The 23,747-nt window shown below is 66.3% G+C and carries 27 protein-coding genes and 1 tRNA gene; 19 read left to right on the forward strand and 9 right to left on the reverse strand.

Annotation, left to right across the window (positions count from 1 at the left end; translation table 11 throughout):
* Nucleotides 1–32: 32 nt before the first annotated feature.
* Nucleotides 33–1,562: a signal recognition particle protein gene (gene ffh, locus Q5H94_RS10720; RefSeq protein WP_304561256.1), complete on the reverse strand. Its 1,530-nt coding sequence runs from the start codon at nt 1,560–1,562 to the stop codon at nt 33–35.
* Nucleotides 1,563–1,796: 234 nt separating this feature from the next.
* Here ffh and Q5H94_RS10725 point away from each other — a divergent pair, with 234 nt between their 5' ends.
* From Q5H94_RS10725 to Q5H94_RS10740, 4 genes are read left to right on the forward strand one after another with little or no spacing between them, the layout of a single operon-like run.
* On the forward strand, nt 1,797–3,344 hold the full coding sequence (locus tag Q5H94_RS10725; RefSeq protein WP_304561257.1) for a putative bifunctional diguanylate cyclase/phosphodiesterase: 1,548 nt from the start codon (nt 1,797–1,799) through the stop codon (nt 3,342–3,344).
* 37 nt (nt 3,345–3,381) lie between these two features.
* Nucleotides 3,382–4,686, forward strand: a complete 1,305-nt coding sequence (gene mtaB / locus Q5H94_RS10730; protein WP_304561258.1) for a tRNA (N(6)-L-threonylcarbamoyladenosine(37)-C(2))-methylthiotransferase MtaB — start codon at nt 3,382–3,384, stop codon at nt 4,684–4,686.
* The gene (gene ftsY, locus Q5H94_RS10735; RefSeq protein WP_304561259.1) at nt 4,683–5,621 is read left to right on the forward strand and encodes a signal recognition particle-docking protein FtsY; all 939 of its coding nucleotides are present in this window, start codon (nt 4,683–4,685) and stop codon (nt 5,619–5,621) included. Before mtaB ends, ftsY begins: the two co-directional genes overlap by 4 nt.
* Entirely contained in the window at nt 5,614–6,255 is a 642-nt protein-coding gene (locus Q5H94_RS10740; RefSeq protein WP_304561260.1) for an inner membrane-spanning protein YciB, read from the forward strand. The genes ftsY and Q5H94_RS10740 overlap by 8 nt, the downstream gene beginning before the upstream one ends.
* A gap of 160 nt (nt 6,256–6,415) precedes the next feature.
* Here Q5H94_RS10740 and Q5H94_RS10745 read toward each other — a convergent pair whose 3' ends face one another.
* Together Q5H94_RS10745 and pspF are read right to left on the reverse strand one after the other, a co-directional pair.
* The gene (locus Q5H94_RS10745) at nt 6,416–7,036 is read right to left on the reverse strand and encodes a superoxide dismutase (RefSeq protein WP_304561261.1); all 621 of its coding nucleotides are present in this window, start codon (nt 7,034–7,036) and stop codon (nt 6,416–6,418) included.
* 233 nt (nt 7,037–7,269) lie between these two features.
* Nucleotides 7,270–8,286 (reverse strand): phage shock protein operon transcriptional activator, encoded by a 1,017-nt coding sequence (gene pspF / locus Q5H94_RS10750; protein ID WP_304561325.1) that lies wholly within the window; start codon nt 8,284–8,286, stop codon nt 7,270–7,272.
* Nucleotides 8,287–8,463: 177 nt separating this feature from the next.
* Here pspF and pspA point away from each other — a divergent pair, with 177 nt between their 5' ends.
* From pspA to Q5H94_RS10790, 8 genes are all read left to right on the forward strand, one after another.
* Complete coding sequence (pspA, locus tag Q5H94_RS10755) at nt 8,464–9,132, forward strand: phage shock protein PspA (protein WP_304561262.1); 669 nt, start codon at nt 8,464–8,466, stop codon at nt 9,130–9,132.
* A 1-nt stretch (nt 9,133) separates the two neighbouring features.
* Nucleotides 9,134–9,406 carry an envelope stress response membrane protein PspB gene (pspB, locus tag Q5H94_RS10760; RefSeq protein ID WP_304561263.1) on the forward strand — a complete coding sequence of 91 codons (273 nt, stop codon included), beginning with the start codon at nt 9,134–9,136 and terminating at the stop codon, nt 9,404–9,406.
* Nucleotides 9,407–9,409: 3 nt separating this feature from the next.
* Complete coding sequence (pspC, locus tag Q5H94_RS10765) at nt 9,410–9,790, forward strand: envelope stress response membrane protein PspC (protein WP_304561264.1); 381 nt, start codon at nt 9,410–9,412, stop codon at nt 9,788–9,790.
* Between the two features lie 21 nt (nt 9,791–9,811).
* The gene (locus Q5H94_RS10770) at nt 9,812–10,102 is read left to right on the forward strand and encodes a hypothetical protein (protein WP_304561265.1); all 291 of its coding nucleotides are present in this window, start codon (nt 9,812–9,814) and stop codon (nt 10,100–10,102) included.
* A gap of 24 nt (nt 10,103–10,126) precedes the next feature.
* A complete protein-coding gene (locus tag Q5H94_RS10775; protein WP_304561266.1) occupies nt 10,127–10,417 on the forward strand; it encodes a hypothetical protein in 291 nt (96 codons plus the stop codon).
* Between the two features lie 18 nt (nt 10,418–10,435).
* Entirely contained in the window at nt 10,436–10,708 is a 273-nt protein-coding gene (locus Q5H94_RS10780) for a hypothetical protein (protein WP_304561267.1), read from the forward strand.
* 250 nt (nt 10,709–10,958) lie between these two features.
* Nucleotides 10,959–11,201, forward strand: coding sequence for a hypothetical protein (locus tag Q5H94_RS10785; protein WP_304561268.1), 243 nt, complete (start codon nt 10,959–10,961; stop codon nt 11,199–11,201).
* 26 nt (nt 11,202–11,227) lie between these two features.
* A complete protein-coding gene (locus tag Q5H94_RS10790) occupies nt 11,228–11,647 on the forward strand; it encodes a SufE family protein (RefSeq protein WP_304561269.1) in 420 nt (139 codons plus the stop codon).
* Nucleotides 11,648–11,660: 13 nt separating this feature from the next.
* Here the strand turns inward: Q5H94_RS10790 and Q5H94_RS10795 are convergent, their stop codons facing one another.
* Nucleotides 11,661–12,629: a magnesium and cobalt transport protein CorA gene (locus tag Q5H94_RS10795; RefSeq protein WP_304561270.1), complete on the reverse strand. Its 969-nt coding sequence runs from the start codon at nt 12,627–12,629 to the stop codon at nt 11,661–11,663.
* 91 nt (nt 12,630–12,720) lie between these two features.
* Here Q5H94_RS10795 and Q5H94_RS10800 point away from each other — a divergent pair, with 91 nt between their 5' ends.
* The 3 genes from Q5H94_RS10800 to Q5H94_RS10810 all read left to right on the forward strand — a co-directional run bounded on the left by Q5H94_RS10800 (nt 12,721) and on the right by Q5H94_RS10810 (nt 14,671).
* Nucleotides 12,721–13,521 carry a TrmH family RNA methyltransferase gene (locus Q5H94_RS10800; protein WP_304561326.1) on the forward strand — a complete coding sequence of 267 codons (801 nt, stop codon included), beginning with the start codon at nt 12,721–12,723 and terminating at the stop codon, nt 13,519–13,521.
* Between the two features lie 274 nt (nt 13,522–13,795).
* Nucleotides 13,796–14,290, forward strand: a complete 495-nt coding sequence (locus tag Q5H94_RS10805) for a hypothetical protein (protein WP_304561271.1) — start codon at nt 13,796–13,798, stop codon at nt 14,288–14,290.
* A 105-nt stretch (nt 14,291–14,395) separates the two neighbouring features.
* Nucleotides 14,396–14,671, forward strand: a complete 276-nt coding sequence (locus Q5H94_RS10810; RefSeq protein WP_304561272.1) for a hypothetical protein — start codon at nt 14,396–14,398, stop codon at nt 14,669–14,671.
* Between the two features lie 38 nt (nt 14,672–14,709).
* Here Q5H94_RS10810 and Q5H94_RS10815 read toward each other — a convergent pair whose 3' ends face one another.
* The 4 genes from Q5H94_RS10815 to Q5H94_RS10830 all read right to left on the reverse strand — a co-directional run bounded on the left by Q5H94_RS10815 (nt 14,710) and on the right by Q5H94_RS10830 (nt 19,379).
* Nucleotides 14,710–16,113 carry an NAD(P)H-dependent flavin oxidoreductase gene (locus Q5H94_RS10815; RefSeq protein WP_304561273.1) on the reverse strand — a complete coding sequence of 468 codons (1,404 nt, stop codon included), beginning with the start codon at nt 16,111–16,113 and terminating at the stop codon, nt 14,710–14,712.
* Between the two features lie 72 nt (nt 16,114–16,185).
* Nucleotides 16,186–17,322: a glycosyltransferase family 4 protein gene (locus Q5H94_RS10820; protein ID WP_304561274.1), complete on the reverse strand. Its 1,137-nt coding sequence runs from the start codon at nt 17,320–17,322 to the stop codon at nt 16,186–16,188.
* A gap of 51 nt (nt 17,323–17,373) precedes the next feature.
* Nucleotides 17,374–18,489, reverse strand: a complete 1,116-nt coding sequence (locus tag Q5H94_RS10825) for a glycoside hydrolase family 130 protein (RefSeq protein ID WP_304561327.1) — start codon at nt 18,487–18,489, stop codon at nt 17,374–17,376.
* 14 nt (nt 18,490–18,503) lie between these two features.
* On the reverse strand, nt 18,504–19,379 hold the full coding sequence (locus Q5H94_RS10830) for an alpha/beta fold hydrolase (protein ID WP_304561275.1): 876 nt from the start codon (nt 19,377–19,379) through the stop codon (nt 18,504–18,506).
* A 37-nt stretch (nt 19,380–19,416) separates the two neighbouring features.
* Between Q5H94_RS10830 and Q5H94_RS10835 the strand changes: the two genes are divergently transcribed.
* The 4 genes from Q5H94_RS10835 (at nt 19,417) to Q5H94_RS10850 (ending at nt 23,216) form a co-directional block, all read left to right on the forward strand.
* Complete coding sequence (locus Q5H94_RS10835) at nt 19,417–20,775, forward strand: protein adenylyltransferase SelO family protein (protein ID WP_304561276.1); 1,359 nt, start codon at nt 19,417–19,419, stop codon at nt 20,773–20,775.
* A gap of 55 nt (nt 20,776–20,830) precedes the next feature.
* Nucleotides 20,831–22,261, forward strand: coding sequence for a succinylglutamate-semialdehyde dehydrogenase (gene astD / locus Q5H94_RS10840; RefSeq protein WP_304561277.1), 1,431 nt, complete (start codon nt 20,831–20,833; stop codon nt 22,259–22,261).
* Complete coding sequence (locus tag Q5H94_RS10845) at nt 22,257–23,120, forward strand: hypothetical protein (protein ID WP_431312161.1); 864 nt, start codon at nt 22,257–22,259, stop codon at nt 23,118–23,120. Before astD ends, Q5H94_RS10845 begins: the two co-directional genes overlap by 5 nt.
* 20 nt (nt 23,121–23,140) lie before the next feature.
* Nucleotides 23,141–23,216 (forward strand) — tRNA-Thr (locus tag Q5H94_RS10850).
* A gap of 18 nt (nt 23,217–23,234) precedes the next feature.
* On the opposite strand, the gene Q5H94_RS10855 is transcribed toward Q5H94_RS10850, so the two are convergent.
* Nucleotides 23,235–23,732, reverse strand: a complete 498-nt coding sequence (locus Q5H94_RS10855; protein ID WP_304561278.1) for a flavin reductase family protein — start codon at nt 23,730–23,732, stop codon at nt 23,235–23,237.
* Nucleotides 23,733–23,747: the final 15 nt, after the last annotated feature.

The raw sequence follows: 23,747 nt of genomic DNA on the forward strand, positions 1-23,747 counted from the left end.
CCCGGCCTTTGCCGGGATGACGGCTCAGGCCGTCACTTCTTCTTGATCAAATTCTCGAAACCGGGGGGCAGCTTGGCGCCGCCACCGCCGAGGCCGGGAAGCCCGCCCCCACCGTTGCCGCCGAGCAACCCGGCGATATCGGGGCCGCCCGCGCCGCCGAGGCCACCCATGCCGCCACCGCCCATGCCGCCGCCGCCCTTGCCGAACATCGCCGCCATGCCCTTCAGCCCGCCCATCTTGCGCAGCTTCTTCATGGCGCCGGCCATTTCGAGGTGCATCTTGAGCAGCTTGTTGACGTCCTGCACGGTCGTGCCGCTGCCCTTGGCGATGCGGATCTTGCGCTTGGCGTTGAGCAGCTCCGGCTTGGCGCGTTCCTTCGCCGTCATCGATCCGATCATCGCATCCATGCGCAGCAGCACCTTGTCGCCGCCGACCTGATCGACCGCGGCCTGCGCCTTCTTCATGCCCGGGATCATCCCCGCGAGCATGCCGAGGCCGCCCATCTTGGTCATCTGCTGGAGCTGCGCGCGCAGATCGTTGAGATCGAACTGGCCCTTCGCCATCCGCGCGGCGAGCCGCTCGGCATCTTCCTGCTGAATCGATTCCGCCGCGCGCTCGACGAGGCTGACGACGTCGCCCATGCCGAGGATGCGGCCGGCGACGCGGCTGGGGTGGAACGGCTCGAGCGCGTCCATCTTTTCGCCGGTGCCGGCGAACTTGATCGGCTTGCCGGTGACGGCGCGCATCGACAGCGCCGCACCGCCGCGCGCGTCGCCATCCATGCGGGTGAGCACGACGCCAGTAAGCGGCACCTGATCCGAGAAGGACTTGGCGACGTTGACCGCGTCCTGCCCGGTCAGCGCGTCGACCACCAAAAGGATTTCGGCCGGCTTCGCCACCTCGGCGACGGCGCGCATCTCCTCCATCAGCGCGGCGTCGACGTGCAGACGCCCCGCCGTGTCGAGCATCAGCACGTCGTAACCCTGCAGCTTCGCCGCCTGCAGCGCCCGCCTTGCGATATCGACCGGCTGCTGCCCCGCCACGATCGGCAGCGTCGCCACCTCGATCTGCGTGCCCAAGGTCGCGAGCTGCTCCTGCGCGTTCGGGCGATTGACGTCGAGCGACGCCATCAGCACCTTCTTCGAGGAGCGCCCGCCGGTGCCAAGATCCTTCTGTCCGCTAGCCAGCCGCTTCGCGATCTTGGCGGTCGTCGTCGTCTTGCCCGAGCCCTGCAGGCCGACCATCATGATGACGGCGGGCGGCGTGACGCCGATTTCGAGATCGGCGACATGATCGCTGCCGCCGAGCATCTCGACCAGCGCGTCGTTGACGATCTTGACGACCTGCTGCCCCGGCGTGACCGAGCGCAGCACGTTCTGGCCGACCGCGAGTTCGGTCGCCTTGTCGACGAATTCGCGCGCAACCGGCAGCGCGACGTCCGCCTCGAGCAGCGCGACGCGCACCTCGCGCATCGCCGCGCGCACGTCCGCCTCGGTCAGCGCACCACGGCCGCGCAACCGATCGAACACACCGCCAAGACGGTCGCTCAGGCTCTCGAACATCAAAAAACCTTCCGTTTCACGCCGCCGCCTGCAAAAACGCAAAAGACGCCGGCGGACGAAACCTCGTCGGCCGGCGTAGCCCCGTGGGGCGAGCCTTTACGAATCCACTGGGGAAACGATCGGTGGGGCCAATAGCGCCGATCGCCCCGACACGCAACCTCTCGCGGGCTTAACCCCAAATACACGGCTCGCATGAGATTGCCGCGCCAGGGAATTTGCGGGGCGCACGCGTAGATGAAGTTTCTGAAGCACGATCGTCAGATGCTGTGGATCGCCGCGATCACGTTCAGCGCGATCCTGCTGTTCGTGGCAACGGGCAGCGTGCTGCTGTCGCGCGCCCTCAGCGGGCAGCCGGTCGGCGCGTTTCTGGTGGTCGCGCTGCTGCTCAACGTCGCGCTCATCCTGTTCAGCTGGTTCCGCCACCGCGAACTCACCGTCGAAGAGGAGCTTCCCGCCCCGGACGAGCGCGCGTACCAGCTTGCGCTGCGCGACCCGCTCACCGGCCTGCTCAATCGCCGCAGCCTCGGAGAAGAGGGCGCGACCTTGCTCGCCGCCGCCGCCAGGCGACACAAGGCGGTCGCGCTGATGATGATCGACGTCGATCGCTTCAAGGCGATCACCGACCTGCACGGCGCGGCGGGCGGCGACGCGCTGCTGCGACAGGTCGCGGCCGAGATTACCGCCGCGCTGCCCGGCGGATCGCTGGCCGCACGCATTGGCACCGACGAATTCGCCTGCGCCTTACTGTTCGACGCAGGCCATCCCGAGCCCGTCACGCTCGCCGCCGAGCGGATCGTCAGCCGCCTTGCCCAGCCGTTGACGTGCGAGGGCCTGATCCTCAACGTCAGCGCCTCGATCGGCATCGCGCGCTCGGACGCCGACTGCGCCGGCGTCGACGCGCTGATCCGCCCCGCCGATATCGCCACGCAGGCGGCGATGGACGCGGGCGGCAACCGTCTCGTCTGGTTCGATCCGGCGATGGAACACGCGCTGCTGGAGACGAAGGTGCTGGAGGCGGAACTGCGCGCCGCCATCCCGCACGGCGAGATCGTCCCCTATTTCGCGCAACAGGTCGATCTCGCGACCGGCGACCTGACCGGCTTCGAAGTGCTGGCACGCTGGCAGCATCCGCAACGCGGGCTGCTCGAACCCGCCGCCTTCATCCCGCTCGCCGAAAAGACCGGGCTCATCGCCGATCTCTCGCTCGCCGTCACACGGCTCGCGCTGCTGGCGGCGCGCGACTGGGATCCGGCGCTCGTCATTTCGATCAATATCGCGCCGCGCCAGCTCAAGGATGCGTGGTTCGCGCAGAAGATCATCAAGCTGCTTGCCGAAACCGGTTTCCCCGCCGGGCGGCTGGAGATCGAGATCACCGAGCGCGCGCTGTTCGACAATCTCGCGATGGCGCAATCGATTCTCGGCAGCCTGAAGAACCAGGGCGTACGGCTGGCGCTCGACGATTTCGGCAAGGGCTATTCGGGCATCGCCCACCTCCGCGCGCTGGAATTCGACCGCATCAAGATCGACCGCAGCCATGTGCTCGCGATGCGCGACGATCCGGAGAGCGCGGCGATCGTCAACGCCGTCGCGCGGCTGGGCGAATGTTTCAACGTGCCGGTCACCGCCGAGGGCGTGGCTGATGCCGCAACCGAGGAGCGCGTGCGTGCGCTCGGCTGCACCGGCGGCCAGGGCTATCTCTACGGCCGCCCCGCGGACGTCGCCGTCACACGCCGCCTGCTGTTCGACCGCCGCCAGCTCCGGGAGCAGCGGCTCGCGGGTTAAGTGGACATGAAGGCCGCCCGCCCCTAGATCGCAGCCCATGTCCGTACCCCAGATCGTCAGCCTCGGCTGCCGGCTCAACATCGCCGAAAGCGAGACGATCCGCGCGTTGCTCGGCCAACGCGACACCGTCGTCGTCAACTCCTGCGCCGTCACCAACGCGGCGGTAAGCGAGACGCGCGCCGCGATCCGCCGCGCGCGCCGTGAGCGGCCGGGCGCGGAGATCGTCGTGACGGGATGCGCCGCGCAGATCGACCCCGCCGGCTTCGCGGCGATGCCCGAGGTCGACCGCGTGATCGGCAATGCCGAGAAGCTGTCGTCACACGCCTGGGAAGCGTTCGAACCCGTCCTCGTCGGCGACATCATGCAGGTGCGCGAGACCGCGCCGCATCTCGCATCCGCCTTCGCCGAACACGCGCGCGCCTTCGTCGAGGTGCAGAACGGTTGCGACCATCGCTGCACCTTCTGCGCGATCCCTTACGGGCGCGGCAACGGCCGATCAGTGCCCGCCGGCGCGGTGATCGAACGCATCGGTGCCCTCGCCGACGCAGGCTACCGCGAGGTCGTGCTGACCGGCGTCGACCTGACCAGCTACGGCCCCGACCTCCCAGGCAGACCGAGCCTCGGCCAGCTCGTCGAACGTATCCTGACTCATACGAAGGTCGAGCGCCTGCGCCTTTCCTCGCTGGACTCCGTCGAAATCGACGACCGCCTGTTCGATCTGATCGCGGGCGAGCGCCGCGTCATGCCGCACGTCCATCTCTCCTTCCAGGCCGGCGACGACATGATCCTCAAGCGCATGAAGCGCCGTCATTCGCGCGCGCAGGCCGTCGCGGTGGTCGCGCGCCTCAAGACCGCCCGCCCTGACATCGCGGTCGGTGCCGACCTGATCGCCGGCTTCCCGACCGAGGACGACGCGATGTTCGCCAACACACGCGCGCTGATCGACGATTGCGACGTGGTCCACGCGCACATCTTCCCCTATTCCCCGCGCGAGGGCACGCCCGCCGCACGCATGCCGCAGGTCCGTCCCGAAGTGCGCAAGGCACGCGCGGCGGAACTTCGCGCGGCGGCGGCGGAACGCAAGGCGGCGTGGCTGGCGAGCCTCGTCGGCACGACGCAGGAGATACTGGTCGAGCGGCCGGGGGACCGGGGGCATACACCCGCCTTTGCCGAGATTTCCTTCCCCCTCCCCGTTCGGGCTGAGCCTGTCGAGGCCCTGCCCTTTCTTCCGGGAAAGAAAGGCAGCCCTTCGACAAGCTCAGGGCGAACGGACGTGGGGTGCGTTTCGCAAATTCTAGTCACCGCCTCCGACGGCGCGCGCCTCTCAGGAATACCGGCATGAGCACCAATCCAAGCTGGCACGACCGCCTCCTCGGCGGGTTCAGGCGCACGTCGGACCGGCTGCTCGGCAATCTCGTCGGGCTCGGCACCGGGCCGCTCGACGATGCGACGCTCGATGATATCGAGGAGGCGCTGATCGCTTCCGATCTCGGCCCCGAGACCTCCGCGCGCATTCGCGCCCGGCTCGCTGCCGGGTCGTTCGAGCGCAACATGGAAGATCTCGGCATCCGGCTGACGGTCGCCGAGGAGATCGAGAAGGTCCTCGAAACCGTCGCCAAGCCGCTCGAGATCGAGGCCTTCCCGCGCCCGCAGGTGATCCTCGTCATCGGCGTCAACGGATCGGGCAAGACCACCACCATCGCCAAGCTCGCGCACTGGCTGAAGGAGCAGGATTACGCGGTGATGCTCGCCGCCGGCGACACGTTCCGCGCCGCCGCGATCGGCCAGCTCCAGACCTGGGCCGACCGCGCGGGCGTGCCTCTCGTGCGCGGCAAGGAGGGCGGCGACGCGGCCGGCATCGTCTACGAGGCGGTGAAGCAGGCGACCGAGATCGGCACCGACGTACTGATCGTCGACACCGCCGGTCGGCTGCAGAACAAGCGCGAGCTGATGGACGAGCTGTCGAAAATCCGCCGCGTGCTGGGGCGTCTGAACCCGGCCGCCCCGCACGACGTGCTGCTCGTGCTCGATGCGACGACGGGGCAGAACGCGCTGTCGCAGATCGAGGTGTTCAAGGAGACGGCGGGCGTGACGGGCCTCGTGATGACCAAACTCGACGGCTCGGCGCGCGGCGGCATCCTCGTCGCGGCGGCGGAGAAATACGGCCTGCCGATCCACGCGATCGGCGTCGGCGAGGGCATGGGCGACCTCCGCCCGTTCGACGCCAACGAAGTCTCGCGCATCATTGCCGGGGTGGAGGGCGTGCGCCGTGGCTGATCCCGCCCAGAAAAGCGCGCCGCTCACGCGCGTCATCGTCGATTACGCGCCGCTGCTGGTGTTCTTCGCGGTGAATTTCCTCACGCCCGGCCCGACGCTGGTGAAGGTCATCACCGCGACCATCGCCTTCATGATCGCCGAGATCGCCGCCCTCCTCTTCTCACTCATCAGGCTCGGTTCGATCTCGCCGATGCTGTGGATCACCGGGGTGCTGGTGCTCGTGTTCGGCGGGCTGACGATCTATTTCCACGACCAGCAGTTCATCCAGATGAAGCCGACCTTCGTCTACGCGCTGCTCGGCGGTATCCTGCTGTTCGGGCTCATCACCCGCCGGCCGCTGCTCCAGATGCTGCTCAGCGCCGCCTATCCCGGCCTCGATGCCGAGGGCTGGCGCAAGGTGACGCGCAACTGGGCGGTGTTCTTCCTGTTGATGGCGGTCGCCAATGAGGCGGTGTGGCGCGGCACGCTGGCGCTGTGGGGCAAGGATGCAGGCTGGAACGCCTGGCTGTGGTACAAATTCCCCGGCTGCGCGATCCTTTCGGTGATCTTCGCGCTGGCAAATATTCCGATGCTGATGAAGCACGGCCTCAACCTCGGTGATGAGCAGGCGCCCGAGGTTCCGCCGGAGGGGTGAGCGTCTCTAACGTCGCCCCGGCAGGCCGGGGCCGCTATGTTATCTGAAGCGCGGTTTGCCCCAAACGCAGCGGCCCCGGCCTCCGCCGGGGCGACGGCACAAAAAAGGGCCGGAAAACCATGCGGTCCCCGGCCCCTTTTCAACCATTGAAGGTCAGCAATCAGCCAGCCTGGTCGGCCCGGCTCACGCCCTCGCCGTCGAGGTTCTGTTCGGCGAATTTCCAGTTGAGGATCTTCCCCGTCAGCGCCCCGAGATAGCCCGGGCGCGCGTTGCGGTAATCGATGTAATAGGCGTGTTCCCACACGTCGATCGTCAGCAGCGGCTTGTAATCGTAGACCACGGGCGTGTCGGCGTCGTGCAGCGACGTCACCTTGAGCTTGTCGCCCTCCAGCACCAGCCAGCCCCAGCCGCTTGCGAAGTGATTGGTCGATTCCGCGACCAGCTTCTTCACCAGCTCCTCGGTCGACCCGAACTCGGCGGTGATCAGCTCGGCGAGCTTGCCCGACGGTGCGGCATAGTCCGGCGTCAGCGAATTCCAGAAGAAGGTGTGGTTCCAGATCTGCGCGGAGTTGTTGAACAGGCCCTTGTCGCCGGTTTCCTTGGCGTGCTTGATCACCTCGACGAGGCTCTTGCCCTCAAGGCCCTTCTCGGTGACGAAGCCGTTGGTCTTGTCGACATAGGCCTTGTGATGCTTGCCGTGGTGGTAGTCGAACGTCTCGGCGGACATGGTCGGCGCGAGCGCGTCCTTCGGGTACGGCAGCGCGGGAAGTTCGAAAGCCATAAGGTCCTCCTTGGCAGATCGGGAATGCGGGGGCGAAACGCCTCGGCGGTCGAAATGGGTCCGTGACGATCATTACGCAACCGATTCGGAATTGAGAATGAATCGCAGTACGTTAGATGCGAATCGTTCGCATCAACCGGCATCGTCACCCCAGCGAAAGCTGGGTCTCCCTGCTGGAGCGCGCATCGCCAAAGCCAAGAGATCCCAGCTTTCGCTGGGATGACGTATGGGGCTCAAGCTCCCGCCGTGATCAGCCCATGCCGCTTCAGCGCATGCCGCAACTGGTCGTAGCTCAGGCCGAGTGCGTCCGCCGTCGCACGCTGGTTGAAACGGTGTTCGGCCATCGCCTTTTGCAGCAGGTCGCGTTCGAAATTGGCGATGCGCGTCTTGAAATCGGCCGCTTCCTCGACCGGCGCGGCCGCGGCGGCAGGCTCGGGCGCGGTCTCGGCGATCACCGTCGCCCCTGCGACCCCACGCGGGCGGTGCGGCGAGGCGAAGGGATCGAATTCGATCACCTCGATCGGCCCCTCGATCTCCCAGCGATAGACCGCGCGCTCCACCACGTTGCGCAACTCGCGGACGTTACCGGGCCAGTCGTAGGCGACAAGCTGTGCCATCGCCGCCTTCGAGAAGCCGTCCCAGTCGCGCGCCATTTCCGAGGCCATGCGCCGCCCGAAATGATCGGCCAGCACCGGCACGTCGCCGGGCCGCGCGCGCAAGGGCGGCAAGGTCACGACCTCGAACGACAGCCGGTCGAGCAGATCGGCGCGGAACTGATGGCGCGAGACCTTGTCGGGCAGATGCTCGTTGGTAGCGGCAACAATGCGTACATCGACACGCAGCGGCCGCGAGGAACCGATCCGCGTCACCTCGCCATATTCGACCGCGCGCAGCAGCCGGTCCTGCGCCGCCATCGACAAGGTGCCGAGCTCGTCGAGAAACAGCGTGCCGCCGTGCGCTTCCTCGAAGCGCCCCTGCCGCGCCTTGGTCGCGCCGGTGAAGGCGCCCGCCTCGTGCCCGAACAATTCCGCCTCGATCAGCGTCTCGGGCAGGGCCGCGCAGTTCATGATGACGAGCGGCTGGTCCCACCTTGGCGAGAGGCGATGCAGGCGCTCCGCCACCAGTTCCTTGCCCGTCCCGCGCTCGCCGATCACCAGCACCGGACGATCGAGCGCGGCGGCGCGGCTCGCGCGCTCCAGCGCATCGAGAAACGGCCCCGACTGGCCGATCACTTGAGTCACGCGCTCCATTGCCATTCCCAAGCCTTGGCGTAATTTCCCAAGCCTTGGCAAGCGCGATTTGCCAAGCTGAACAACAGATAAACGGAAACCCGCGCAAAACTGTCATTTTTGAAATTGGCACGCCTCCTGCATTGCTGAAACCGTACGCCGACAGGCGGATGCGTTAGATCAAGGAGCCACTTCGTTATGGGTATCTTTTCCCGGACCCGCGACATCATCGCCGCCAACTTCACCGACCTGCTCGACAAGGCGGAAGACCCGGCGAAGATGATCCGCATGATCATCCTCGAGATGGAAGAGACGCTGGTCGAGGTTCGCGCCTCCGCCGCGCGCACCATCGCCGACCAGAAGGAAATGCGCCGCCACATCGACAAGCTCGGCAAGCTGCAGGACAGCTGGACCGAGAAGGCCGAGCTGGCGCTGTCGAAGGGCCGCGAGGATCTCGCCAAGGCCGCCCTGGTCGAGAAGCAGAAGGCCGCCGACATGAGCGAGCATCTGTCGAACGAGATCGGCGTGCTCGACGAGGCGCTGAAGTCCTCGGAGGAGGATATCAACAAGCTGCAGACCAAGCTGCGCGAGGCCCGCACCCGGCAGAACTCGATCGTCACCCGGCTGGAAAGCGCGCAGAACCGCTACAAGCTGCGTGAGCTCTACACCGGCCCGCGGATGCAGGACGCCTTTTCGCGCTTCGAGACGATGGAACGCCGCGTCGATCTCGCCGAGGGCCGCGCCGATGCCGCCGGGCTGGGTGCCGAGCCCAAGAGCCTGGAGGAAGAGATCGCCGAGCTGAAGGCGGCCGACAAGGTCGAGGCTGAGCTCGCCGCGCTGAAGGCCCGCATGGGCGGGCAGGGCTGAGATGGAGGACATCATCGTCCCGGTCTTCGTCTGCGGCCTGCTCTTCGTCGGTATGCCCTGGGTGATCCTGCACTACGTGACCAAGTGGAAGCAGGCACCCAAGATCACCAACGAAGACGAGAAGCTGCTCGACGAGCTCCACTTCCTCGCGCGCCGTCTCGAAGACCGCGTCGCGACGGTGGAGCGGATCATCGCCGCCGATCATCCGGGCTGGCGCCCGGGCCAGTCGATCGCCGAACCCAACCCCGAATTCGACCCTTCACGGAGGAACTGAGCCATGAGTGCGAGCCGCACCAAATTCTACCTCGACAAGCACAACGGCAAATGGTCGGGCGTGTGCGCGGGGATCGCCGACTACACCGGCGTCGATGTCACCTGGGTCCGCGTCGGTGCGATCCTGCTGACGATCGCCGGGGGCTTCCCCTGGACCTTCATCGCCTATTTCCTCGTCGCCTGGATGGCCGATGCCAAGCCCAGCGGCCTCTATGAAGGCCCCGAGGACCAGAAATTCTGGCAGGGCGTCCGCAGCAACCCCACGCGGTCGACGGCGGAAGTCCGCTCGAAGTTCCGCGATCTCGACCGCCGCCTCGCCGACATCGAGATGATGTACACCAGCCGCCACAACCGCCTGGCCGACGAAATCGACAGCCTGCGCTGAGCCTGAAGGAAGGATCGACCGATGAGTTTCAACGGACCCGAATTCGTCCTCGCGATCATCGCGATCTCGACCTTCGGCTGGGTGATCTCGAGCTGGATCCGTGCCCGTCACGGCTACCCGGTGGAGAATGAATGGGGCGGCACGGTCAGCGCGAGCGGACCCGATGCCGACCGCCGGATCGCGCTCCTCATCAGCGAGAACGAGCGCCAGGCGGGGCAGATCAGCCGGCTGGAGGAGCGGATTGCGGTGCTCGAACGCATCGCCACCGACCCCGCCGAGCGGACCGCCCGCGAAATCGACGCGCTGCGCTGAACCACTTCAACAGGGAATATCGACATGACCGACGGCAAACTCTTCGTCCTTGCGATCGTCGCGATGGTGATGTGCGCCGGCATCGTGAAGGCATTGATCCGCGCCAAGCACGGTCAGCCGATCGACAAGCCCAGCCGCCTGCGTGGCCACGGTGCCTCCGACATCGAGGCCGAGCGCAAGATCCACCTGCTATCCACCGAGAACGAGCGGCTCGTCGGCCAGGTTTCGAGACTGGAAGAGCGGATCGCGGTGCTCGAGCGGATCGCCACCGATCCCGCCGAGCGGGTCGCCCGCGAAATCGACGCGCTGCGTTAAGCGAAAAGGAAAGCAATCATGGGCCCGAACATCGTCTTCCTGATCCCGATCCTCGCCATCAGCGTCGGTCTGGTCGCGGTCATCGGCGGCACCATCGTCCGCCCCTGGCTGGCCCACAAGGAACGCCGCATGGAAATGGAAGCGAAGATGGTCGCGGAGAAAGCGGCGCAATATGCCGCCCAGACCGAGCGGCTCGAACAACGGGTCCGCGTGCTGGAAAGGATTATCACCGATCGCGGTGTGGATCTCTCCGACCAGATCGAGAGCCTGCGCGACGACTCGCTGAACTAACCCTTCATCACCCGTAAATCGCGGCTGCCTAACGCGCCGCACCACTTCAACCGCCCGCGTCCCCTTCCCCCGGGACGCTAACAGGAAAGTCTTGTCCGATGTTTCTCGCCGTTTTCCTCGCCGTCCTCGCCCTTGGCACCGGCGCCGCCGTCTATGCGATCGAATCTGTCGATCGTCCCCGCCGCCGCGCCGCAGCCCAGACCCCGGACGCAGGCTGATCTTTCGATCTTCCAAATAGGGAGGATTCTTTATGACCGACCCGATCCTTTACGTGACGATGGCCGCAGCGGCGCTCGCCGGCCTTGCTATGGTGACTTACGCCGTCCTCACCGGCTGGCGGGGCTGGCTGGCGTTGAAGCACCAGGAACTGCACGCCCATGCCGAACCAGGCGCGATGCAGAACCTGCCCAACGCCTCGGCCCGCATCGAGATGGCCGACCTCAAGGAACGCATCCGCAAGCTGGAAGCGATCGCCGCCGGGGTGGACCTGTAAGGCCCACCCGGCTAGCGGCTGGCGGCATGACGATGCCAGCCTCCCCGACGCTTTCCGACCTGCGGGACGAATATGAATTCCTCGACGCCGACGATCGCTACCGCCTGCTGATCGATCTCGGCAAAGGCCTGGAGGACATGCCCGATGCGCTCAAGACCGACGCGACGTTGGTGCGGGGCTGTTCGGCATCGGTGTGGGTCTATCCCACCCGGCGCGACGACGGGCGGCTGCACTTCCTCGCGGATTCGAACGCCGCGATCACAAAGGGCATCATCGCGCTTGTGCTGCTGACGGTGCAGGATCAGATGCCTGAGGCGATCCGCGCCGCCGATATCGAAGGCGCGCTCGCCCCGTTCGACCTGAAGAACCAGCTCAGCTCCAACCGGACGCAGGGCATCCCCAACATGATCGCCCTGATCCGCGACACCGCCGCGCGCTACGCCTGACCGGCAGCGCCGGTCAAAGCCATCCGAATTTCTTGAAGCGCATGTAGAGCAAGGTGCAGATCACCAGGATCACGGAGATCGTGACCGGATAGCCCCAGAGCCACTTCAGCTCGGGCATGTGCTCGAAATTCATGCCGTAGACGCCCGCGATCGCGGTCGGCACCGCAAGGATCGCCGCCCAGGCCGCGAGTTGGCGCGTAACGACGCCGACGCGCTGCCCTTCCAGCAGGCTGGAAAACTCGAACACCGAGGTGAGGACTTCGCGCAGATCCTCGACCATCGACTGCACGCGGCGGACGTGATCGAGCACGTCGCTGAAATAGGGTTTCGCTTCCGGGTCGATGCACGGCAGATCGATCCGGGTGAATTTGCCCGCCACCTCCGCCATCGGTCCCAAGATGCGCTGGAACCGCATCAGTTCGCGGCGCAGCGTAAAGATCCGGCCGATCTCCTCGCGATTTAGGAAGCTGTCGATCGCGCGCCGCTCCATCGCCAGCACCTCGTCCTCGAGCTGCTCGACCATCGGCAGATAGCCCTCGGTGATGAAGTCGAGGATGGCATGCAGCACGTAATCGACACCGTGCTTCAGCAGCGTCGGCGCGCGTTCCAGATTGCCGCGCAGTTCCGCATGGGCGCGGGGGCTGCCGTGTCGAACGCTGATAATGTGGCTGTGCCCGACGAAGATCGCCGTCTCGCCATATTCGATCTTCTCGCCTTCAAGGTGCGCGGTGCGCGCGACGACGAAGAGCTGATCGCCGTAAATGTCCACCTTGGGCAGTTGGTCCGCCTTCAGCGCATCCTCCACCGCGAGCGGATGGAGATCGTAGGTCTCCTGCAGCGTGCGCATCTCCTCCTCGTCGGGATTGGCGATGCCGATCCACACGAATTCGGATTTGTCGGAGGCGCAATCGACCTTCTTGTCGATCGGGATTTCGCGTTCGCGCTTGCCGTTGCGGTAAAGATACGCGGCGATGACCGTCATGGCTTTGGGCTCTGCCTGTCGTTGATCTGCTCCCGGACGAATATCCGTGTACGGATATTGGTTGCCGCGCAAGTCGGGCTATAGCGGCACGATGCCGCGCGAGATCACCGCCTATTCGAACCCGCTGATCAAGCGTGTCCGCAACCTGCGCGAGAAGCGCCACCGCCGCGAGGAGGGCCTGTTCCTCGCCGAGGGTCTGCGCATCCTTACCGAAGCGCGCGAGAGCGGACGGTTGCCGGTCTATCTGTTCTTCGCGCGGGAGAGCGCGAACCATCCGCTCGTCCGCGCACTGGTCGCCGATGTCGAGGCGGCGGGTGGCGAAGCGATCGAGACGGTGCCCGACATCCTCTCCAAACTCTCCGGCAAGGATAACCCGCAGGCAGTGGTCGGCGTGTTCGAGGAATTCGCGACGACGCTCGCGTCGCTCGACCGCGCGTCGGCCGATATCTGGCTGGTCGCGGAGCGGCTGCGCGACCCCGGCAACCTCGGCACGATCCTGCGCACCGGCGACGCGGTCGGCGCGGGCGGACTGATCCTGATCGGCGAGTGCGTCGATCCCTTCTCGGTCGAGGCGGTGCGCGCGAGCATGGGGGCGCTGTTCACCGTGCCGATCGTGCAGAGCGGGTGGGAAGATTTCCTGAGCTGGCTGCGCAGTGGGCCGGGGCAGTTGGTGGGTCTCAGCCTCAATACCGAACAGCATTATCGCAGCGCGACCTACGCCGCGCCGACCTTCCTGCTGACCGGCAACGAGGCGCAGGGGATGCCTGCGGACTATGCCGAGGCCTGCGATCTGCTCGTGAAAATTCCGATGCTGGGCAAGGCCGACAGCCTCAACGCCGCCGTGGCGACCGCTGTAATGGCCTATGAAGTGCTCGCGCGTTCGAGAGCGTAGGCTACGCATAGTTACGGAACTCTAAATCGGTTCCCTCATTTCATCGACAAAAAACAACACTTCGTCGCACGCTTCCATTTGCGGTCATGCGGGAGTCGGTCACGCGCGCGGTCTCATCAGCACGGGGAGAGAGGGGACTCGAACCGAGTTTGAGTTGGGGAGTGTTGTGATGGACGGGCTGGCAACTGCATGCGCGATCTTGTGCAATCTTGCCGCGTCGGCGCCCGTCACGCACAGCACTCCCCTTGCTCCGATGACCGTTAAGCTCGCCGGGATGGAACGCGGCATCACGATTGCCGGATACCATCTCGTCCCTGAATTGCGGCTGCGTACCACGCGCGTCTACACGGATTTTCCCGTGGTCGATGGGCCGGACGGCGCGATGCAACGCCGTATCGGCAGTTCGATGATCGATCTGCACCCCAATCCGAACAGCGGCTTTCGCATTTCCGCCGGACTGCGGTTTCTGGAGGTCAGCTATATCGGCCGCGCCTATACCGAGAACAACAACGGCCTCCTGGCCGGCCCGCGCCTCGCGTCTTCGGGCGGTGCCGCCACGGGCTTTCGTCGCTTCACGCCCGCCGCGACGGTCGGATATTCGCTGAACGTGCAGGATCGCATGTTCATCGGCGTGGAGGGCGGCACCGTCCTTGGTCGCGTCAATTCTGGTCCGCCGCGCGGTTTCGATCGCGAGCAGGGTCGCGACCCCGGTGCGATGAGCGGCGGCATGAACCCCGTCGCCAACATGACCTTCGCGCTGAAGCTCTAACGCAGCCGTAAACCTGTACCGCACACTACAGGCACATTCAGGATCGATACGCGCAGGCCTGCGTAAACCAACTCTCGTCCGATCCCCGGACAAGAGGATGGTCCGATGAAAACCACGACGAAACTTGCCGCCGCGCTTGGCCTGATGGTCGCCGGGCTCGGTATCTCCACGTCTGCTTCGGCACAATATTATGGTGGCCGCGGCTACAATTACGATCACCGCGACGACCGCCGGTACGACCGCTACGATCGCCGCGACTGGCGCGACGGACGGCGCGGCTATTACGGCTACGATCGCGGCCGCCGCTACGGCTGGGGCAACAACCGCCGCTGCCACACCGAATGGCGCCATCACCGCCGCGTGACGGTCTGCTATCGCTGATATGAAGAGGGCGGCGGAGCGATCCGCCGCCCTTTTTCTCAATCGCCGGTCAGGATGCGATCGACGAGTTGCTTCACCGTCGGCACGAAGCCGTTCGAATAGAACGGGTCGCGCTTGAACTGGTAGGCGCCATGGCCCGCGAACATCAGGTTCTGCTCGACATCGCCGCCGTGCGCGATGTTCTGCAACGTGGACTGGATACAGAACGAGCGGGGATCGGCCAGCCGGCCGGTCGAATTGGTCTCGCTGTCCGCCCAGGACGAGAAAGCGCACTGGCTGAGGCAGCCCATGCAATCCGCCTGATCCTTGCGGATCACGCCCTTTTCCTCGGGCGTCACGAATACGAGCGTATTGTCGGGCGTCTTGAGCGCTTCGGTGAAGCCTGCCCCGAACCATTCGCGCGCGCGCAGCAGGTCGCCCCGCGTCACCCAGAAATTGCGGCCCTTCACGCCGACGTCGAGCTGGAAGGTGTGATCGCCCGCCTCCTGCTTCGAAAAGGCGATCTGGCGGTTCGAGCGTTCGTCGAGATTCTGCAGGAACGGGTTGCGCACCGCCGACGAGTAGAAGCCGGTCGGGGAGAAGCGGTGCAGCAGCACCTCGCCTTCCTCGATATGGGTGAGCCGCGCCTTCCACGCCTCCGGGATCGGGCTCTCGCGCGTCAGCAGCGGGCGCGTGCCGAACTGGAAGGCGATCGTGCCGAGCTCGGGATTGTCGATCCAGTCGCTCCAGTCGCGTAAGTACCAGACGCCGCCTGCCATCACGATCGGCACGTCGTCGGAAATGCCGCCCTCGCGCATCGTGTCGCGCAGCTCCTTCACGCGCGGATAGGGATCCTGCGGCTTCAGCGGATCCTCGGCGTTGGACAGGCCGTTGTGACCGCCCGCCAGCCAGGGATCCTCGTAGACCACAGCCGACAGCCATTCCGAGGCCTTCGAATAGGCCCGCTTCCACAGCGCGCGGAAGGCGCGGCCGGAGCTGACGATCGGCAGATAGCTGACCTCGTAGGACGAGGCGATCTCGGACAGTTTGTACGGCATGCCCGCGCCACAGGTCACGCCCGAGACGAGGCCCCGCGTACGTTCGAGCACGCCGTGCAGGATACGCTGCGCGCCGCCCATTTCCCACAGCACGTTGATGTTGATCGCGCCGTGCCCGCCGGCAATATCGAACGCGCGCTTCACCTGCTGGACGGCGCCTTCGATCGCATATTCGATCAACTCCTCATGACGCTCGCGCCGAGTCAACGACTTGTAGATCTGCGGGATGATCTTGCCGTCGGGATCGTAGCTGTCGGCATTCACGGCCGATACGGTACCGATGCCGCCCGCGGCGGCCCAGGCCCCCGCGCTCGCATGATTGGTCGCGGCGACACCTTTCCCGCCCTCCACCAACGGCCAGACCTCCTGGCCGCGATAGACGATGGGCTTCAAACCTTTGAACACCGGTACCTCCGAAGAAACATACGTTAGATATAGCCGATGGACGCGGCTTGACGAGAAAATTGCGACTCGCTGTCAGGTGAACGCACCGGGCCGCCCAATGGCCTCAGCATAAAGCGCGGCGTAGCGCGCGATCATCGCCGCTTCGTCATATTCGGCCACCGCCTTCGTGCGGTTCTGCTCGCCCAGCCATTTGCGCGCAGCGGGTTCGCCGGCGGCGACCGACTGGAGCGCGTCGCGCAGCCGCACCTCGTCGATCGCGTTCTGGATGTAGGGCAGGTTTTCGGGCGCGACCATCGCGGCGATGTCGCCGACCGGCGGTGCAACGATCGGCAGGCCCGCCGCCATGCCCTCGACGATCGAGATCGGGAATTGCTCGCTTTGCGAGGACAGCGCCATGATGTCGAACAGGCCGATATATCTGTGCGGATCGGGCAGGAAGCCGGGCAACACGAGCTGATCCGCCAGCCCCATCGCCTCGGCCGCATCGAGGATCGCCTGCCGCTCCGGCCCCTCGCCGACGATCACCAGCCGCACCCGCCCCGGCATCCCGCCGACCGCGCGCACCAGCCGCGGCAGATCCTTGACCGGACGCAGACCGGCGAGCGTGCCGATGACGATCTCGCCGGGCTTGCGCTTGAGGCCGGGGATGGCGTCCGCTGCGGGCTTCTTCGCGTAGAGCGCGGTCGGGATGCCGTTGGCGATGCGGTGGACGCGGGTCCGTGGCTGCTTCCAGGTCTTCAGCGCGATCGTCTCGAGCGTCTGCGACGGCACGACCAGCGCATGCGCGGCACCCAGCGCCATGCGGCGGTAGATGTTGCGCTCCAGCTTGAGCCCATCGATCTCGTCGCTGTTGAAACCGTCCTCGTGATGCACGACCGGCGGACGCGGCCCGCGCGTCGCACGCCTGGCCATCACCCCGTCGATCGCACCCCAATTGTACGTCAGCACCAGATCGAAACGCCGCATGTAGCGCGCGATCGCCTCGTAACGCTTTACCGAAGGCCGCCCGGTCAGCGGCGGCGGATCCTGCGCGATCTCGTAGGAAATGTCTGGCGCGATGGCGTCCCGCGCACCGTATTGGTCGGGCATGCCGGAGACGATGGTATGCCGCGCGCGGTTTCCGAAGGCGTTCATCAGCCGGACGGCGCGCGCCTCCTTCCCGCCCAGATTGAACGTCGAATGGAAGTGGAGGATATTGACGGGAACCACGGCTAAGCCCCCTGCCCGCGATCCGGGTCCGGCTCAAGCGCGATCGTTACGTCAGGCGAACACCTGCTTCCCAACATGTGTGATCCGGCACGCCAAATCGGCCTCGCCGCTCGCCACGACATAATGATCGCCCGCGTCGGCGATGCCGGTCGTGAAGACGACGTTGTCGAGGTACATGAGCTCCTTGAGCGGTTCGGTCAGCTCGGGCGCGGGTTCCAGCACGGGCGTGTCGCTGGTCACCACCACCTGCGCGGGATCGTCGCGGTCGAGGATCGACCAATAGGTGCGATAGACGCCGACCACGCCCTTCGGTTCGACGCCGTGCCAGAGCGTCAGCCAGCCGCGATCGGTCAGCACTGGCGGGGCGCCTCCGCCCATGCGCGCGGTGGCGATGGTCTTGGAATGCGGGCGGATGCCGGGCTTGTCGTAAGGCTTCCAGTGCAGCGCGTCGGGCGAGCTGGCGAGGTTGATCGACGGCCCCGCGCGCCATTCGCTGCCGGGCGGATAGGCGAAATAGAGGTCGCCGAGCGGGCGCGTCTGGGCAAAGTATTTGCCGGCGACCTGCCCCTCGAAGATCAGCATGTCCTTGTTCTGGTGATCGAGCACGAGGCCTTCTAGATGCCAGTCGAGTGCGTTGTCGGAAGAATAGAGCGAAGTCGCCTGTCGCTCCGGGCTCACCGAACAGGCGGTCATGAAATAGCGATCACCGACGCGGCTGACGCGCGCATCCTCGATCCCGTAACATTGGTACGGCGCGCGCGGCGCGATCGCCTTGTCGTAATGCACCGCCACGACTTCGCGTCCGTCCGCCGTCAGTTCTACCGGCAGCAGCCACGACAGCGACGTCAGCGCCATCACCTTCCATCCGGCGCTGCGCATCGCGAAGGCGCGCGGGTCGGTCGTATCGACGAAATCGAGCGGCCAAGGATCGAGCGCATAGCTATCGTCGTCCCACCGGATCGAATGGACGTGCTGGTCGACAATCGGATGCCGCAACGCCTCGGCCACGCGCACCATCAGCAGCAAATTGCCGTTCGCCAGCCGCGTGAGACCGGGGTTGAACGCCCCCAGCACATAGGTTTCCGCGTCGAGCTTCCCCGCCAGCGGCGAGCGCGAAAGATCGACATCGGCGGGGCCGAACACGATGGCGTCGAAGATATGCGTCATGCCGGCTAGACGGTTCACGCCGCCGCCGGTTCCGCCAGCACCCGCGCGAGCAGCCGGTCGATCCCCGCCGCCGCCTCGGGCTCGCTCAGGTTCGGGGCGTGGCCGACGCGCGGCACCGTTACCAGTTCGGCCTTGTCGAGCGACGTCGCCATGCGCTGCGCCGTGGCGTCGGAAAGGAGATCGGAGAGCGCGCCGCGCACCACCAGAGTCGGCACGCCGTGCAGACGTTCCAGCGCCTTCCACATGTCGGGCCCCGCCTCGTTGCCGGGCACGCGGAACGGCTCGGCAATCTTCATGTCGTAATCGAGCACGATCCGCCCCGCGCTGTTCACGCGGTAGGCGCGCTTGGCCATCGTCAGCCATTGGTCGATGCCGTAGTCGGGAAATACCTCGGCATTGTTCTCGGCGACGGCGCGCGCGGCGTGCATCCAGGTCGGCCAGGTGTTCGACTTGCCGACATAGCCGCGAATCCGGTTTATCCCCGCCGCCTCGATCTCTGGCCCGACATCGTTGAGCAGCGCCCCCGCCAGTTTCTCGCGCACGGTGCCCGCCATCAGCATCGTGATGATACCGCCAAGCGACGTGCCGAACGCGACGAAGCTCGGCACGGCAAGTTCTCCGAGCAGAGCCTCGATGTCCTGCAGATAGGTAAGCGGGACGTAGCTCATCGGCTCCTTGGCGTAGGCGCTCTCGCCGCGACCGCGCAGATCGAGCACGATCACGCGCCATTCGCCCGCCAGCCGCGCCGCGACGTCCTCGAAATCGCGCGCGTTGCGCGTCAGGCCGGGGATACAGACGATCGGCGGGCGATCGGAGGGCCCGGCATAGTCGCGATAATGGAGCCGCAGCCCGTCGTTCGACCACCAATAGCGGTTTTCGTATGCGGGCATGGTTGCTTCCTGTGGCTTGGAGCACCCATATCGCCGCATGACCGCCTTCCCGCAAGCATATCGCCCCGATCCGCTGATTCTCGGCCTCGGCGACGCCTTTTACGATCCGGTGACGGCGGCGGACTTCCCCGAGATGCGCCTGCGCTTCCGCAACGACCGAGCGGTGGCGGAGGTCGGCCTCGACGGCCTGAGCGACGCAGAATGGTTGCGGCATTTCGGCCGGTTCGCGCCGCTGCCGGGCAACCTCCAGACACCGCTCGCGCTGCGCTACCACGGGCATCAGTTCCGTGTGTACAATCCCGATATCGGCGACGGGCGCGGCTTCACCTTCGCGCAGATGCGCGACGATCGCGACCGGCTGATGGACCTCGGCACCAAGGGCAGCGGCCAGACGCCGTGGAGCCGCTTCGGCGACGGCCGCCTGACGCTGAAGGGCGGCGTGCGCGAGGTGCTGGCGACCGAGATGTTGCAGGCGCTTGGCGTCGATACCTCGCGCAGCTTCTCGCTGATCGAGACGGGGGAGGCGCTCGACCGCAATGACGAGCCCTCGCCGACGCGCTCGGCGGTGCTGGTGCGGCTTAGCCACGGCCATATCCGCATCGGCGCGTTCCAGCGGCTCGCCTACCACCGCGATGCGGAGAACATGGCGCGGCTGATCGACTACACGCTACGCAACCTGTTCGACGAGGAACCGGGCGACGAGCCCGCCACGCGCCTGCTCGATCTCGTCGTGGATCGCACCGCGACGCTCGCCGCGAGCTACATGGCGGCAGGATTCGTCCACGGTGTGCTCAATTCGGACAATATCAACGTGACGGGCGAGAGTTTCGACTATGGCCCCTGGCGCTTCCTGCCGACCTGGGATCCGGCCTTCACCGCCGCCTATTTCGACCACGCGGGCCTTTACGCTTTCGGCCGCCAGCCCGAGGCGATCCATTGGGACGTGATGCAGCTCGCCGTCAGCCTGCGCACGGTCAGCGAAGCGCCCCCGCTGATCGCCGCGTTGGAGAGCTTCGGGGATCGCTATCAGGTCGCCGTATCGCGCGCGATCCTGTGGCGGCTGGGGCTAAGTCCGCGCGGGCTGGAGGAGGACGGCGCGCTGGTCGGCGCGATCGAGCGAGGGCTGCGTACCGCCAACGCTCCGGTTGATCGCTTCTTCTTCGGCGCCTTCGCCGCGCCTTTGCCCGAAGGCGAAGCCTTCGACGAGGCCCGCGCCCTCGCCACACCCTACAGGCCCCGCAAACCGCGCGATCACGCTTATTGGTCCGGCGCGCCGTGTTCGATACTGATCGACGAGGTCGAAGCGATCTGGTCTGCGATCGACCAAGGCGACGATTGGGCCCCGTTCGATGCCAAAATCGCCGCGATTCGCGAAATGGGCAGCGCGCTCGCATGAAGCTTTCCGCAGCGCAGTAGATTCCCCACAGAATCTGAGGCAAAGACAGCACCGGATGGCCGCGACCGAAATCATTTCCTACGAACCCGCCACTGGCGCGGAACTGTGGCGCGGCCAGATCGGCGACGTCGATGCCGAGGTCGCGACCGCGCGCGCGCATTGGGCGAGCTGGGCCTCGCGTCCGCTCGCCTATCGGATCGAGACGCTGCGCCGCTTTGCCAACGTCGTGCTGCGCCGCGCCGACGATTTTGCCGACCTGATCGCGCGCGAAACCGGCAAGCCGCTCTGGGAGGCCAGAACCGAGGTCGAGACCGTTCGCGCCAAGGTCGATATCTCGGTCTCGGCCTATTCGGAGCGCACCTCGCAGCGGCGGCTGGAAGGCGCGATGGGCAGCCGCATCGCGCTGCGGCACAAGCCGCACGGCGTGCTGGCGGTGCTGGGGCCGTATAATTTCCCGGCGCATCTCCCCAACGGACACATCATCCCCGCTTTGCTGGCCGGCAATGCGGTGGTGTTCAAGCCTTCGGAAAAGACGCCCGCGAGCGGTGCGTTTCTGGTCGATTGCCTGCACGAAAGCGGCGTCCCGCCCGAATGTGTGCGCCTGCTGATCGGCGGGCCCGACGAAGGCAAGGCGCTCGCCGCGCATCCCGGCATCGACGGGCTGCTGTTCACTGGCTCCGCGCGCACCGGCATCGCCATCAACCGCGCCTTCGCCAACAAGCCCGAGAAGATCCTCGCGCTCGAAATGGGCGGCAACAACCCGATCGTGGTGTGGGAATCACCCGATCTCCAGTCCGCCGCGACTGTGATCGTACAGTCCGCCTATATGACCGCCGGCCAGCGCTGCGCCGCCGCGCGTCGCCTGATCGTGGATGAGCGCGTCTATGACGAACTGATCGCGGAACTGACCAAGATCATCGGCCGCATGATCGTCGATGAACCGCATGCGCAGCCCGCACCCTTCATGGGCCCGGTGATCGACAAGGCGGCGGCCGACGAACTGTCCGAGGCGTTCCTCGAACTGATCCTGCGCGGCGGCCGCCCGATCCGCCACCCGGAACGCCCCAAGGATGGCCTGCCCTTCCTGATGCCCGGCCTGATCGACACGACCGCGATGAAGGATCGCCCCGATATCGAGCTGTTCGGCCCGATCCTGCAGGTGATCCGCGTGCCCACGTTCGAGGCCGCGATCGCCGAAGCCAACAACACGCGCTACGGCCTGTCGGCGTCGCTGCTCAGCCAGAACCCGGCGCTCTACGACCAGTTCTGGGCCAATGCGCGCGCCGGCATCGTCAACTGGAACAAGCCGACCAACGGCGCCTCCTCAGGTGCGCCGTTCGGCGGCATCGGCTGGTCGGGCAATCACCGGCCGAGCGCTTACTACGCCGCCGACTACTGCGCCTATCCGGTCGCCTCCAGCGAGGCCGAGCAGATCCGCGCGAGCATCGGCGTGGGCCTGCGCGATTACGAGCCGATCGGCGATTAGCACATGCTTCCGGCATTTCGCCGCGATCGACTGGTCGGGCGCTGTCGGCCCGCGCCAGCCGGGGATCGCGGTGGCGCTCTGCCGATCGGGCGATGCCGCGCCGGAGTTGGTGCAACCCGGCCACATCTGGTCGCGGCAGGACGTCCTCGACTGGCTGGCCGGGGATCTGCCCGAGGATACGCTCGTCGGTCTCGACCTCGGCATCTCGCTGCCCTTCGTGGACGAGGGCGCGTTCTTCCCCGGCTGGAGCGAGAGCCCGCGCGATGCCCCCGCGCTCTGGGCGCTGGTCGACCGGCTCTGCGCCGACGATCCCTATCTCGCGGCGTCGAGCTTCGTCGATCATGTCGAGGCGGCGCGGCATTTCCGGCGGCATGGCGGGCGCAAGGGCGATCTCTTCACCGGCCGCGGCCGCCTGCGCGCGACCGAACATGCGCAGGCCCGCGCAGGGTTGCGGCCGTACAGCAACCTCAACCTCGTCGGCGCGGCGCAGGTCGGCAAGTCGAGCCTGACCGGTATGCGCGTCCTCCACCGCCTCGCCGGCCGCGTGCCGGTCTGGCCGTTCGAAGAGTGCGAAAGCGGATCGGTGATCGTCGAAATCTACACCAGCCTCGCGGCGCTAGCGGGCGGGCGCAGCGTCGGCCGTACCAAGATGAAAACGGGGACTGAGCTAGACGCCGCGCTGCGCCACATTGGCAGTGTGCCGACCGGCCTGAGCGGTGCGATCGACGACCACAAGAGCGATGCGATTCTCACCGCCGCGTGGCTGCGCAGCGTCGCGGATCGGCCCGAACTGTGGCACCCGAGCGGCATGACGCCCGAAATCGCACGCACCGAGGGCTGGACCTTCGGCATCGCCTGACGCATTGGGAGCCTCGGAACGCCGGTTTAGCTCAGCTGGTAGAGCAGCGGTTTTGTAAACCGAAGGTCGCGGGTTCGATTCCTGCAACCGGCACCATCCGCCCGCGACGCGGCGTTATCGGGTCAGTTCGGCGAACGCGCCGTAGCTGCCCTGGAAGAACAGTAGCGGCCGCCCCGGGCTCTCGACCTCCAGCGCGACCACGCGGCCGAGCACGATGTGATGATCGCCCGCCTCGTGAATCGCCTCCAGGTCGCAATCGATCCACGCGACGACATCGTCGAGGATCGGCGATCCGTTCGGCGAGACGCGGTGCGACACGCCTTCGAACTTGTCGATCACGCCCTTGGCGGAGAAACGGCGGCAGAGCGGCTCCTGATCGACGGCCAGGACGTTGACGCAGAAGCGGCCCGCGCCCTGAATCCGCGCCCAGCTGCTCGATTTGCGATCGGGGAAGAACGCGACCAGCGGTGGATCGAGCGATACCGAGGTGAACGAGCCTACGACCATCCCGGTCGGCGTGCCCGCCGCCTCCACCGCAGTGATGATGCAAACGCCGGTGGGATAGTGGCCAAGCACGCGGCGAAAGCTGGCATCGTCGAAACTGGTGGTCATCCGCGCTTTCCCCGT

It is taken from the genome of Sphingomonas immobilis, from assembly GCF_030580995.1.
GTDB classification, from domain to species: Bacteria; Pseudomonadota; Alphaproteobacteria; order Sphingomonadales; family Sphingomonadaceae; genus Sphingomonas; species Sphingomonas immobilis.